The following is a 12,854-nucleotide window of genomic DNA, read 5'->3' as shown; positions in this document are numbered from 1 at the left end:
TTAATTCCCCATTCATCCTATCCCATTTTGCTAAAAGCTACTTTGGTTTGATATAATAATCCAGGAGCTTAAATTCCCATACAACGCATGGTACATATTAGCAATATCTTTTAAGTGATTACATTGCTAATTTATATCGTGAAAGATTCAAACTTGCTTGGAAATCCCTATCCATAATATTTCCACATTCACATTTATAAACTCTATCAGAAAGTTTTAAATCTTTCTTGATAGCTCCACAACATGAACATAATTTAGATGATGGATAAAATCTATCCGCTTCTACAAACTCAATACCATTAAACTCACATTTGTATTGCATTTGTCTTTTGAACTCATATAATCCTTGCTTTGCAATAGCTTTTGATAAATGTTTATTCTTCATCATTCCTCTAATATTAAGTGTTTCCATAACAACTCTTGATGGTTTGGCTTTCACTATCTTATTCGTTGCTTGGTGACTATGATTACTTCTTATATTTGATAATCTTCTATGAAGTAATTTAATCTGCTTTTCGATTTTTATAATATTACTTGTTTTAACAAACTTACTCCCTTCTTTATTTTTTAAGTATTTGCGAGATACCCTATGTTGTAATCTACATAGCCTTTTTTCAAGTTGTTTTACAACTCTTGTTTTGTTAATATTTTTAAAGTTCATTCCATTTGAGCATATAGCTAAATCTTTTATTCCAACATCAATCCCTATGCTCTCATCTGTTAATTCTATTAATGGTTGTTCTTTTTCAATCCCAACTGATATAAACCAATACTTACCATCAAAGCTTACTCTTGGATTGGTATATTTACAATTCATAGGTATTGAATTTTTCTTTATATTTATCCAACCTACTTTTTCTACTAACACTGTACTTTCTTTAACTTTAAGCTTTGAAGTATCATTATAAAATGATGGTTTTGACTTTCTTCTGCTCTTAAATCTTGGTTTATCAGCTATTCCTTTAAAAAAGGTTTTATAAGCATTGCAAGCGTCTTTTACAGCCTGTTTTGTTACATTGTTAGATACTTCATTAAGCCATTTAAGTTCTGTTTGCTTTAATATAGTTAATTCTTTTCTTAAATCATTATCTGAAATAAATTTACCACCATTTTTATAATTTTCTTCTTGTCTTGCAAGTATCCAGTTATAAATAAATCTTGATGTTCCAACTGATTGCCATAGTTTTTGTTCCTGTTCTTTAGTTGGATATAATCTAACTTTAGTCCCCAGTATCATTCTCTAACAACTCCTTAATCATCTTCCTTGCTTTATTGGCTCTCTTACCTTGCAACCTACAACTAAAAACTGTAACAATTTGAATTAAATCCTCAACTAATTCCTGCTCTTCTGTCTTTTCAGTATTGTCTATAATTTCAATAGTAGTTCCATATTTATTGCATAGATTTTCTATAATTTCACATCCAAATCTTAATAATCTATCTTTATATAAAATTACTATCTTTTCAACTTCTGAATTAGTTATCATATCTATTAATTTATTTAATCCTTCTTTATTGTAGTTAATCCCACTTCCTATATCAGTAATGACTTCAAATTGATAACCTTTGGCATACATATATGTTTTAACATTTTCAATTTGTCTTTCAAGGTCATCTTTTTGTTTATGTGAACTAACTCTACAATATCCAATTATTTTTTTAGTTTCAATTCCTTTAATCCCTAAAAAATGATTAAGTTGCTCTTGAGAGTAATATCTATACCCTGTTGGAGCTATATGATGGGGTTTTAATATTTCTTTTTTATCCCATTCTCTTAATGTTTGTGGATTTTTACCTATTAGTTTTGAAAACTCTCCAATAGAATAATATTTCATATATAATCACCTCTTGAATTTATCATAACATAAACATTAATCAAAACCAAGAAACCTATATAAACTTCTATAACGTTTCACTAACTGTTGTCATACCCCCTACCTTATTATTTTATTTATTTATTATTTTCTACATTACAACTTTTCTATGTAATGCTCATAATTTTCTTACCATGGAAAAAAGGCTGCAATTCACTAAGTTATTGCAGTCTTCTCAATTTTAGTTTACCTTTTCAATTAATCTAATAATATAACTTAAAGTATGAAAATCTCTTTTAATTTCTACTTTAATAGTATTTAATCCTTTAATAAGTCTATCTTCTTCAAAATTTTCTAATAAGATCATCATGGTAAGTAAATTGATACTTCCATCCTTTGTATCAAAAATTCTTGCATTCTTGATATACTCATTTTCATTTAATTCATCTACAGCATTTTTTAAAGCTTCGCTTATTTCTACTTCAGGCACTTCATTAAATACTCTTATTTCTGGATTTTCAATATCTATATTTATGGCTTTGCTTAAATCTGATTCTAAAAATATAACATTCTTAAACTCAGCATCTCTAAAATCAACTCCATCTAAATTAACAGAATCAAATATAGTATTTTCAAAAACAGATTTTTTAAACTTACTTCCCTTTAAATTTGCTCCAACAAATTCTGCACCTTTAAATGAACTGCTATAAAAACTACACTTTTTAAAATGTGCTCCTCTAAAGCTTACAAAGTCAAAATTACATGTGTCAAAATCACAATTGTAACAATTACTTCTCTTTAGATTATCATACATAAAGTTTTTTTCTTTTTTTTGTACATTATTATAATTAAATGTACCAGTACTTTGATTTCTACCCATTATTATCTCCTTAATGTTAGGTATTATAATATTTTTTCTATTATTCCACCACCAACAACTACATTTCCATCATAGAATACTACTGACTGCCCTTTAGTAATAGCTCTTTGCTTATCCTTAAATATTACTTTTACTTTTCCATGAGGTTCTGGATATAATATAGCTTCTGAAGGTTTTGCTGCATAACGAACCTTTGCAGTTACATTCAATTCTTCCTTAATCTCATCAAAAGGAATAAAATTAACATCCTTTGCTATAAGCCCTGTTTTGAATATTTCATCCTCTGAACCTATAACTACTTGATTTTTCTTTGCATTAATACCAGTTACAAATACAGGTCTTCCAAGTGCTAAACCTAAGCCTTTTCTTTGTCCTATAGTATAGTAAACTATTCCCTTATGCTTTCCTAATATATTTCCTTCTCTATCTACAAAATTACCTGGTTTAACCTTTCCAGGTACTTCTTCTGTAATAAATCTACCATGATTATTATCAGGAATGAAACATATCTCTTCACTATCCTTTTTATTATGTACAGCAAGACCTATCTCTTTAGCTATTTCTCTTATTTTATCCTTTGTGTATTCTCCACAAGGCATAAGAGTATGGGCTAATTGATCTTGAGTGAAATTATATAATGCATATGTTTGGTCTTTTTTATCATCATCAGATCTGATTAAGAGCTTTCTTCCATCTTTTTCTTCAATCTTAGCATAATGACCTGTTGCAACATATTCTGCACCAATTCCTCTTGCTTTTTGTAGTAGTGCATCAAATTTTAAATGCTTATTACAAGCAATACAAGGGTTTGGTGTCTTTCCTGCCATATATTCATCTACAAAGTAGTTTATTACTTTTTCTTTAAACATCTCTTTAAAATTTAAAACATAAAAAGGTATTTCAAGCCTATCACATACTCTTCTCGCATCTTCTACTGCTGAAAGGGAACAGCATCCACCTTCATTTTCAGCAAAGTTTGGATCATCTGGTGACATACGCATTGTAATACCAATAACATCATAACCTTGTTCTTTTAAAAGGTAAGCGGCAACGGAGCTATCAACTCCGCCACTCATACCAACAACCACTTTTTTCTTCATTCTATCTCCTATTCATCACCATGAACGTGATCGTGTAAGTCATCTCCATGTTCTTCAAATTCCTTAACTTCAAGACCTGCTTTTGCTCTATAATCGTTTATAGCTTTATGAATAGCTTCTTCTGCTAAAACTGAACAGTGCATCTTTACTGGTGGAAGTCCATCTAATGCTTCTGCAACAGCTTTATTTGTAAGTTCCCATGCTTCATCTATATCTTTTCCTATAATAAGTTCAGTTGCCATTGATGATGATGCTATTGCTGATCCACAACCAAATGTTTTAAATTTTGCATCTTTTATTACATTATCTTCAATTTGAAGATAAATCTTCATGATATCTCCACATTTTGCGTTTCCAACTTCTCCAACACCATTAGCGTTTTCTATTTCTCCTACATTTCTTGGATTTCTAAAGTGATCCATTACCTTATCTGAATATATCATATTAATTTTCTCCCTTCTTAATGTAGTCTTCCCATAATGGAGACATATTTCTTAATCTTTCTATAATTGGTGGAGTTACATCTAAAACATAATCAACATCTTCTTCAGTTGATCTATCTCCTAGTGTAAGTCTTAATGAACCATGTGCTCTTTCATGTGGAAGTCCTATTGCTAAAAGTACATGTGATGGATCTAATGATCCTGATGTACAAGCACTACCACTTGATGCTGAAATCCCTTCAAAATCTAATGAAAGAAGTATTGATTCACCTTCTATAAATCTAAAACGAACATTAACATTACCAGGAAGTCTCTTATCACCTCTTGGTCCATTTAAATCTGTATGTGGAATTTTTAATAATCCATCTATTAGTTTATCTCTAAGCTTAGACATTTTATTCATATGTTCTTCAAGATTTTCTGTAGCTAGTTCAATAGCCTTTCCAAGACCAACTATTCCTGCAATATTTTCAGTACCAGCTCTTCTTGCTCTTTCTTGACCACCACCATGTATAAGATTATGTATTCTAATACCTTTTCTTATATAAAGAACTCCTATACCTTTTGGTCCATATATCTTGTGTCCAGCAAGTGATAATAAATCAATGTTCATATCTTTAACATCTACTGGTACATTTCCAACTGCTTGAACTGCATCTGTGTGGAATAAAACTCCTCTTTCCTTGCAGATAGCACCTATTTCTTTTATTGGTTGAATAGTTCCTATTTCATTATTGGCAAACATTATTGAAACTAAAATAGTTTCATCAGTTATAGCATTTCTTAAATCATCTAAATTTATAAATCCTTCACTATCTACATCTAAATAAGTTACCTTATAACCTTGCTTTTCTAAATATTCAGCAGTATGTAGTATTGCGTGATGTTCTATTTTAGTAGTTATAATATGATTCCCTTTATTTTTATGAGCAGAAGCAATCCCTTTAAGTGCCCAGTTATCAGCTTCTGAACCTCCCCCTGTAAAATAAACCTCAGCACTTTCACAGTTTAAAGCTTTTGCAATCTTTTCTCTTGATTCATCTATTGCTCTCTTTGTTATTCTTGATATTTCATAGAATGATGATGGATTTCCAAATTTCTCTGTAAAATATGGCATCATTTCTTCTAGAACTTCTGGTTTAACAAATGTAGTTGCTGCATAATCCATATATACATTTTTCATAACTATTCTCCCTTTTTATCTAATTTTAACTCTTCATTTTTATGTTTAATATTATTATAGTCATCAACGATATCTTGAAGAGTTATAGAATCCATAACCTCGTCAATGCTATTTTTTATCTTGCTCCAAAGTAGCCTAGTTGCACAACAATCAACATTGTCACAACAGATATTATCAATACATTCTGAAATTTCAATTGGTCCTTCAACTTCATTCATTATATCTGCTACTGTTATATCTTTTGGCTCTCTACTAAGTACATATCCTCCTTGAGCACCTCTAATACTAGTGATTAGGTTTGCTTTTCTAAGAGGTGAAAATAATTGTTCTAAATAATATTCAGAAATATTTTGCCTAGTAGAAATAGTTTTTATCGAAACAGGCGCTCCACCATAGTTAATTGCAAGTTCTACCATTGCTTTAACACCATAACGCCCTTTAGTTGATAGTTTCATTTTCTTCACTCCTTAATGTTGAGTAAATTACTATGCTTTATGTTTTATATCATAGCAAAACACTCGGGAATTGTCAACACACTATTCCAAACTTTTCTTTTGGTAACTTATTAGTTTAGAAGTAAGTCATTTTAAACCTTTATAATGGTTTGTACATTTTTTCTTTTCTTCTTCATCATTAAATCTGCCAAAGTAATCAAGTATTTCTATAGAAAAATCTACAAAGGCATTTCCTACTGCTGTAATTATGTTACTATCTCTTACAACATTTTCATTTACATATGTATCCCTTGGAAATGGATCTTCTGATACCATTGGAAAGTATTTTTTAAGGTTATCTTCTGTTAAGGTAGTTGTATATTTTTTGCCTTTTAATATTCCTGCTCTAGCTAAATATTGTGGTCCTGCACATATTGCAGATAGTAGTTTACCTTGGTTATTTAATTTATTTATGAGTTCAGTTAACTCATCTCTTTGTTCATCATTATATCCTCCTGGTATAATTAGCCCATCAATATCTGTATATTTCAATGCTTCTTTAACTGTTGCCATAGGATAATAACACATACCTGATTTGCTTTTTATAACTTCAATTTCATAGGCAATTGAAACTATTTCTTTATCTAATAAATGGCAAGCTAGTGTCATTTCAAAATCTACCATACCTTCATAAATGAAACATAAAATTTTTTTCAATGATAATCCCCCTTTTATTTGTGTGATTTCACTCCTTATAACATGTCCATTTTTATAACCATTTTATAAATTTCTCAAATTCCTCTACATATTTTGTAGGTGAAATTTCTATTATTTCATATTCTGCACTTCTCATAATCTTGTATTAATTTAACACACTAATATTTCTCTATTATCCTTATATAATAGGGAAATAAATATCTATCTGAGAATTTTCATTATCTGATCCTAAAAAACGTTCTGTATAACATTCAAAATCATCATATCCAGAAATTTCAAAATCTGATTTTGGAAACCACGTCCCCCAAATATATTGATAAGTCTGCGGTAAGGTAGTCACTGCCCCTGTATGTGTAAACCTCGCATATTTGCCACTACAAAGTATTTTCATCTGCATTCCAGAAGGAATTTCAAAACCATCTTGAATTTCAATTCCAATAAATACACTACAATAGCTTTCATCATTAAAAGTATTGGTTGAACAACTGTCTCCCACTTCAAAAATTTCATATCTACAAAAACTCGAATAAACAGCATCTAAGTTAGCAAGTTTTTTGTTAAATTGCTCCCATGTTACAACACTTTTGTTGTCCATAACTGTTGTTTCAAAACGCATACCAATAATACATTTCTGTGATATTGATACAATCTCTGGAACAAGTGTAATATTATCCAAGTATCTCAAGTTCTCTTCTATATATGCCTGTTTTTTACCAATCAGCACATTTACCCCATTTGCCCTATACTGTTTTGGTGTCATCTTATATCTTGTCTTAAATGCTCTTGTAAAAGCTTCATGTGACTCAAAACGAAGTGAAATTCCAATCTCCATAATGTTCTTATCTGTTGTAATGAGTTCTAATGCTGCTTGTGTTAATCTTCTGGAACGAATATAACTACCCACAGTTTCACCCATAACAGCTTGAAAATAACGATGAAAATGATAATAGGAATAGGAAACTGCATTGGATACATCACTTACAACAATGGAATTATATAGATTATTTTCAATAAAAACAATAGCTTTTCCAATAGTATATAATCTATCCAATGTGAATATCTCCTTTCTAATGAGTTATGTTATAAAAATCTTTTTCAGCTTTCTCATAAGGTAAATTTACAGTGATCTCTTTCTCCTCCAATTCTTTTATTTCAAATATACACCAGTCATTTGCACGTGGTGAACCAAATGTCATTTCTATCTTTTTATCAGTCAAATCAAATAACATCGAACGCAAAGTTCCAAAAAACTCCTGATAATAATGACAACATAAACCTATTGGATATTGAGTTGAAAGTAAACATTTAAAATCATCCACTGATAGTTTTTTCTTAAATGCCAATGCTTTTTTAATTACTTCATTACGAATTACTGAGTTTTCAATCAACATTTTTTCATATAATTTTAATTCAGGAAGAACGATATGATTTGTTATACTAAGAGACATATTTTTACTATTTTTGTCTAAAATACGATATGCTTTATGTCCATCTATACACTGTAACATGGCAATCTTATTACTATTATCTGCAAGCATCAAATTGATATTATATCCAATAGGAGCATTCATTGTCCAAGCTATAGCTTCATCAACATTTTTGCAGTTTTCTAAAATACTTCGAATAACAATCCAAAATTGAAATCCTGCAACTCCTGCTTTCTGTCCACCCTCAAAGTTGCCAACAGGTAACCCATTACTTGCTTTGCAAGCAGCTAATCCATACTCGTTCATTCCATCACATCGGCCAAACAAGTTCAGTGTAGAACCAATGTATTTATACTTACCTTCTATTGCAGTATAAGCAAAACACATTTCCTCCATTTCATCATTAAAATCATAGTTACGAGCCATAATCGTATGTCCATTTTCTGTTTTAGAAGGTAATGCTGCCATTAAACTACATCCACGCTCCAAATATGTCATTGCATAAAAAACAACTTGACCATATTCTACTCCTAAAATATCTGAAAAGCCTTTAATTTCCTCATTGATTCCATTGCAATACTGGTCTAACAGACTCATAATCTCATCTAATTTATTCTGTGGATAGGTTTTTGGTGGAATCAATACCTTTTGTAATAAATCAGGTTTTGATAAGATCCATCTTCCAATCTGTGCCCCAACTTCATAATTACTTCCTTGAAAATTTTTCAAACTTGTTTTTACTTGTTTCATAGCATTCACCTTACCTTTCATAATGAATTATAAAGAAAAGTAAAACTGAATACTTGATATTTTCTGCGAAGTTTATAAATAATCCTTAATAAAATTGTTTTTTCAATTTAATTATATATGTCTTTATCTCTATAGTTTTCTCCACTTAGAATTTCTTCCTTTACCTACAACTTCTATTTTTTCTTCAACTCTCAACTTTTCAAACACTCTATTTATAGTGGCTTCTCCCACATCAGGACATATAGTTCTTATTTCATTCTTAGTAAAATACCCTAATTTTCCTTCTATATCCATTTCTATTCTTTCACTCTTACTTCCCTTAGTATTTTCAATATAACCTACTCTATACTCCAATTCCTTATATGCTTTTATAATAATTCCAAGAAAATATTCAAGCCATATAAACAAATTATTTTTCCCATCATGCCATAACATGGATGATTTATTTAGCGCTTCATAGTAAGTTTCTTTGCTATCTTCAATAATTTTTTCTAAACTAGTTAATAATCTAGACATTCTTCCATTTCCTTTATTAAAAGGATGAATACAAAGAAAATCTAATATAAATGCATCTATTAAAACTAATGGCTCAACCTCTTCTTTTGCAATCTCCTTCCTATATTCTTCACAAAGCACCTGCATATATCTTGGAGTGCTAAATGCATCTATAGGTTTAAATCTTATATATTTAGTTCCATCAGGTAACAATTCTTCAATCACATTATCAGTATTTTTATAGTTTCCACCCTTAGTTGAGAAAAACTTATATAAATCTCTATGTAATTGTAATAATACAGATGATTTTATAGGAATAGCATCAAAAGCACTATGGATAGTATTTAGTACATCTCTATATCCAGCTATCTCACTTTCACTTCTATCTCTTGGCTCTATTTTATTATTCATTATTTCATGCAATCTTTTATTTGAAGTATAAATTCCTTCTATTCTATTAGATGATTCTGCACTTTGTATAACAGCTACATTTTTAAGTGTATTTAATATTTGAGGTGATTGCTTTTTATACAAAGCTTGTTTTCCCTTATATTCATTTATAGTAGTTAACATTCTTACTATGCTCATAGGTAATGCTATGTTATTCAATTTATTATTTTCAAAAGAAATCATTTTATATCACCCTTATTCATATTATATTTATCATTTTATCATAAATATAATATATTAAAATTTAAATAAACCTTATCATTAACCACTAAATGATAAGGTTTATTTTTAATGTATAATTATTTTAAGCTTTTCATACTTTGAATTATATTGCTATAATTTTCTTACTTTGATTACAACTTTTTCACTGATATATCCACTAAAAATTAACCTTCCATTATACCTATAATCTACAGGGGATTTAGATATCTCTTCTCATTAAACTAAAGCTTTGTGCTGTAGGTCCTATATCAGGTTGTCTTGCAAGAAAAATAGCCAAATCTACAACATCATTGGGCTCCTTAATCCATTCTTCGCTTATTGAAAAAACTGAATGATTATCTTTCTTACTATCATTTCCCATATCTGTATTCACTGGTCCTGGAATCAATTCATTTACACTAATGTTATATTTTAATAATTCTTGTGCTAAAATTCTTGTAAGCATCCATAAACCTGCTTTTGAACAACTATATGGTGCACTGTCAAATCGCCCCTTGTGTCCCATTCCAGATCCTATCGTTATTATCTTTCCAGCACCACTTCTTTTAATATATGGTATTGCTGCCTTAGCTGTATAAAAAGCTCCATTAAGATTAACATCAATGACTCTTTTCCATTCTTCAATGTCAAGTTTATCAACTGGCAATTTTTCACAATCAGTTCCTGCATTAATAACTAGAATATCTATATGTCCGAACTGATTAAAGGCCTTCTGTATAGTTATTTCTAAATTTTTGTAATTGGTCACATCACATAAAATAGCTGTGGCATCACCGCCTAAATTTTTGATTTCATTTACAGTTAAATCTATGTCAGTTAATGTTCTTGCTATACAGTAAACCTTAATTCCTTGCTTTGCATAAGCAATAGCTATAGCTTTTCCAATTCCTTTTCCAGCTCCAGTTATTAAAGCAACTTTTCCGTTTAACCTTTCCAAAATTTCACCCCCACAAATTGGAATTTAATTTATACACTTCTCATAGTATCTAATTTTTTGGCCTTTTGATATGCGTGACTTAGAAACTCTTGAATTGATATATCTTCATAATCCCAATTCATAGGTTCTAATGCCGTAACCCCCTTATATCCAGTATGTGAAATTTTTTTCATAACTTTTTTCCAATCAATACTTCCGTCAAATGGTAATTGATGCTGATTTTTCTTTCCACCATTATCCTGCAAATGTAATGCCATTAATCTTTGTCCATATTTTTCAAGCAAATCAAAATCAGGAGCATAATTTATGTGATGGCAACTATCATAGCAAAACCCTGCATTGTTTGTTTGAATTGTTTTCATTACTAATTCAAGATTTTGAATATTACTTAAATTTTCAAAAGCGACATTAACATTATATTCCTCTGCTTGAGCAACTATGCTTTTTAAGCGTTTCATTCCTAACTCATTTATAGGATACTGGTCATTTGGTAGATGTATTACCATTGTGGAAATAGCATATTTATCGCAATCTTTTACACATTGCAAATAGTTCGCGAATACACTCTTTCCATCTTGATTATCCAATGAAATGCAATTCTGTTCATGCACTGGTGTATGTATGTTTTCTATAAAGAGACCTTCATCTCGTGCATATTGAACATCTTCCTGATACCCTTCTCCTCTGCCAAACTTATCACTCCACCATAACATCACGCTATCAAAGCCAGTATTTTTTATTAATTTATATCTTTCTCTATAAGATAACTCATAACCAAAACAATCATATATTCCTATCATTGTAAAATCCTCTCCCACAAATTACTATTTATATTACTAATTCTTATTAAAACTTGTTAATTTTCTTATTCTCTATAACTCATATTGTTCCATACTTTCATTACTTTGGGACCATTAAATATTCCAGGCCATGCTACTGCTGTCATCTGACATGACCATCAATGTCCAACAATAATAATCTATTCATCTTTCTTATCTCCTCTTACTATTTTCTGTAATCATTTCTGATAAATGGCTCTTCAATACTTTCCCATCAAATGCTGAAGAATGACCATTGCAATCAGGCTTGCCTTTTGGATAATTTACAGTTGCAATACCAACCATATTTTCATACGCTCTTGCCCTCAACTGTGAAATGCGGTTTATCTCCATAGGACAAGCATTTGGTACTAAAATAATTTCAGCACCTTTTAGCATGAGTATTCTGGAACTTTCTGAAAATTCTCTATCATATAATATCTTTATTTCTATTATTAACTACTCTAAATATCTAAATAATTTTTTGTATCTATTACTTTAATATTTTAACATCTTAATTTACATTTTTGTGATTTTTATATAAATAAGTTAATTTTTATAAATGTATAATAAAATTTTTTTCCTAAACATAAAAGAAGATGCATTTTATACACCTTCTTCTAAACAAATTTTATATGAATTTGTAAATTCTCCAATTAATCAAATAAAATTATTAATTAATTGATTAATTTTACATATTAGCTCCTCTGTTGAATGTTTCCTCATTCTTCCACATACCTTTGCATTATCATCACATAATAAACATTTCCTTTGCGGAAGACCAAGCTCAGTTCTGCTAACTTGTTTTCCTTCAGATGTAAATACATCTAAATCAAATAATCTACCAATATGACTTTCTTCCTCAATAGATACAGTAATTTTTTTTACGAACATAGAATCACCATCTATATTAAAGAATGCTTCTAAACCAGCTGAAGTTTTATTAACCTCTTTATAAATTACACTTATATTTTCTTTACGAAATTCTTCTTCTAATAAGCATATTCCTTTTTCATGTGCTTTTGAAAAAATAGCATTATTTTTTTCTTTTCCTGGTATATTTAATGTAAAAGAGACTAAGGTAGTTTTAAAAGTATTAATCAACTTTCTTTGAATTTCTGCTCGTTTCTCTCTTCCATCAAGTATTTCTTTAAGCATATTATCTTCCATGCTCATAAACTAGT

The 12,854-nt window shown here is 29.7% G+C and carries 15 protein-coding genes; all 15 read right to left on the bottom strand.

The window, feature by feature from the left end:
* Positions 1–118: 118 nt before the first annotated feature.
* Positions 119–1,237, bottom strand: a complete 1,119-nt coding sequence (locus tag NNC19_RS12565; RefSeq protein ID WP_310939008.1) for a transposase — start codon at positions 1,235–1,237, stop codon at positions 119–121.
* A complete protein-coding gene (locus tag NNC19_RS12560) occupies positions 1,221–1,835 on the bottom strand; it encodes an IS607 family transposase (RefSeq protein ID WP_310939007.1) in 615 nt (204 codons plus the stop codon). The genes NNC19_RS12565 and NNC19_RS12560 overlap by 17 nt, the downstream gene beginning before the upstream one ends.
* A gap of 220 nt (positions 1,836–2,055) precedes the next feature.
* Entirely contained in the window at positions 2,056–2,694 is a 639-nt protein-coding gene (locus NNC19_RS12555; protein WP_310939006.1) for a pentapeptide repeat-containing protein, read from the bottom strand.
* A 23-nt stretch (positions 2,695–2,717) separates the two neighbouring features.
* Positions 2,718–3,794 (bottom strand): tRNA 2-thiouridine(34) synthase MnmA, encoded by a 1,077-nt coding sequence (gene mnmA, locus NNC19_RS12550; RefSeq protein WP_310939005.1) that lies wholly within the window; start codon positions 3,792–3,794, stop codon positions 2,718–2,720.
* Between the two features lie 8 nt (positions 3,795–3,802).
* Positions 3,803–4,237 (bottom strand): Fe-S cluster assembly scaffold protein NifU, encoded by a 435-nt coding sequence (gene nifU, locus NNC19_RS12545; protein WP_310939004.1) that lies wholly within the window; start codon positions 4,235–4,237, stop codon positions 3,803–3,805.
* Position 4,238: 1 nt separating this feature from the next.
* Positions 4,239–5,420 carry a cysteine desulfurase NifS gene (nifS, locus tag NNC19_RS12540; RefSeq protein WP_310939003.1) on the bottom strand — a complete coding sequence of 394 codons (1,182 nt, stop codon included), beginning with the start codon at positions 5,418–5,420 and terminating at the stop codon, positions 4,239–4,241.
* A 2-nt stretch (positions 5,421–5,422) separates the two neighbouring features.
* Positions 5,423–5,875: an Rrf2 family transcriptional regulator gene (locus NNC19_RS12535; RefSeq protein WP_310939002.1), complete on the bottom strand. Its 453-nt coding sequence runs from the start codon at positions 5,873–5,875 to the stop codon at positions 5,423–5,425.
* Positions 5,876–6,001: 126 nt separating this feature from the next.
* Positions 6,002–6,571: a DJ-1/PfpI family protein gene (locus NNC19_RS12530; RefSeq protein ID WP_310939001.1), complete on the bottom strand. Its 570-nt coding sequence runs from the start codon at positions 6,569–6,571 to the stop codon at positions 6,002–6,004.
* A 178-nt stretch (positions 6,572–6,749) separates the two neighbouring features.
* Positions 6,750–7,622, bottom strand: a complete 873-nt coding sequence (locus NNC19_RS12525; protein WP_310939000.1) for an AraC family transcriptional regulator — start codon at positions 7,620–7,622, stop codon at positions 6,750–6,752.
* Positions 7,623–7,638: 16 nt separating this feature from the next.
* A complete protein-coding gene (locus NNC19_RS12520) occupies positions 7,639–8,748 on the bottom strand; it encodes a C45 family peptidase (protein ID WP_310938999.1) in 1,110 nt (369 codons plus the stop codon).
* A gap of 129 nt (positions 8,749–8,877) precedes the next feature.
* Positions 8,878–9,876 (bottom strand): Fic family protein, encoded by a 999-nt coding sequence (locus tag NNC19_RS12515; RefSeq protein WP_310938998.1) that lies wholly within the window; start codon positions 9,874–9,876, stop codon positions 8,878–8,880.
* Between the two features lie 238 nt (positions 9,877–10,114).
* On the bottom strand, positions 10,115–10,852 hold the full coding sequence (locus NNC19_RS12510) for an SDR family oxidoreductase (protein WP_310938997.1): 738 nt from the start codon (positions 10,850–10,852) through the stop codon (positions 10,115–10,117).
* A gap of 29 nt (positions 10,853–10,881) precedes the next feature.
* The gene (locus NNC19_RS12505) at positions 10,882–11,652 is read right to left on the bottom strand and encodes a sugar phosphate isomerase/epimerase family protein (RefSeq protein ID WP_310938996.1); all 771 of its coding nucleotides are present in this window, start codon (positions 11,650–11,652) and stop codon (positions 10,882–10,884) included.
* Between the two features lie 192 nt (positions 11,653–11,844).
* Entirely contained in the window at positions 11,845–12,069 is a 225-nt protein-coding gene (locus NNC19_RS12500) for a hypothetical protein (RefSeq protein ID WP_396136422.1), read from the bottom strand.
* A gap of 261 nt (positions 12,070–12,330) precedes the next feature.
* Positions 12,331–12,846 carry a citrate lyase holo-[acyl-carrier protein] synthase gene (gene citX / locus NNC19_RS12495; protein WP_310938995.1) on the bottom strand — a complete coding sequence of 172 codons (516 nt, stop codon included), beginning with the start codon at positions 12,844–12,846 and terminating at the stop codon, positions 12,331–12,333.
* Positions 12,847–12,854 lie beyond the last annotated feature (8 nt).

This window comes from Clostridium sp. SHJSY1, assembly GCF_031626875.1.
Lineage (GTDB): Bacteria > Bacillota > Clostridia > Clostridiales > Clostridiaceae > Clostridium.
Note: the sequence above shows the minus strand (reverse complement) of the source record. Positions and strands in the feature narration are given on the sequence as shown.

Bases quoted from the DNA above. Each gene is read 5' to 3' on its own strand.
- nifS (WP_310939003.1), bottom strand. From the start codon at position 5,420: ATGAAAAATGTATATATGGATTATGCAGCAACTACATTTGTTAAACCA.
- NNC19_RS12500 (WP_396136422.1), bottom strand. From the start codon at position 12,069: ATGCTAAAAGGTGCTGAAATTATTTTAGTACCAAATGCTTGTCCTATG.
- NNC19_RS12560 (WP_310939007.1), bottom strand. From the start codon at position 1,835: ATGAAATATTATTCTATTGGAGAGTTTTCAAAACTAATAGGTAAAAAT.
- NNC19_RS12520 (WP_310938999.1), bottom strand. From the start codon at position 8,748: ATGAAACAAGTAAAAACAAGTTTGAAAAATTTTCAAGGAAGTAATTAT.
- nifU (WP_310939004.1), bottom strand. From the start codon at position 4,237: ATGATATATTCAGATAAGGTAATGGATCACTTTAGAAATCCAAGAAAT.
- NNC19_RS12505 (WP_310938996.1), bottom strand. From the start codon at position 11,652: ATGATAGGAATATATGATTGTTTTGGTTATGAGTTATCTTATAGAGAA.
- citX (WP_310938995.1), bottom strand. From the start codon at position 12,846: ATGAGCATGGAAGATAATATGCTTAAAGAAATACTTGATGGAAGAGAG.
- NNC19_RS12555 (WP_310939006.1), bottom strand. From the start codon at position 2,694: ATGGGTAGAAATCAAAGTACTGGTACATTTAATTATAATAATGTACAA.
- NNC19_RS12515 (WP_310938998.1), bottom strand. From the start codon at position 9,876: ATGATTTCTTTTGAAAATAATAAATTGAATAACATAGCATTACCTATG.
- NNC19_RS12565 (WP_310939008.1), bottom strand. From the start codon at position 1,237: ATGATACTGGGGACTAAAGTTAGATTATATCCAACTAAAGAACAGGAA.
- NNC19_RS12535 (WP_310939002.1), bottom strand. From the start codon at position 5,875: ATGAAACTATCAACTAAAGGGCGTTATGGTGTTAAAGCAATGGTAGAA.
- mnmA (WP_310939005.1), bottom strand. From the start codon at position 3,794: ATGAAGAAAAAAGTGGTTGTTGGTATGAGTGGCGGAGTTGATAGCTCC.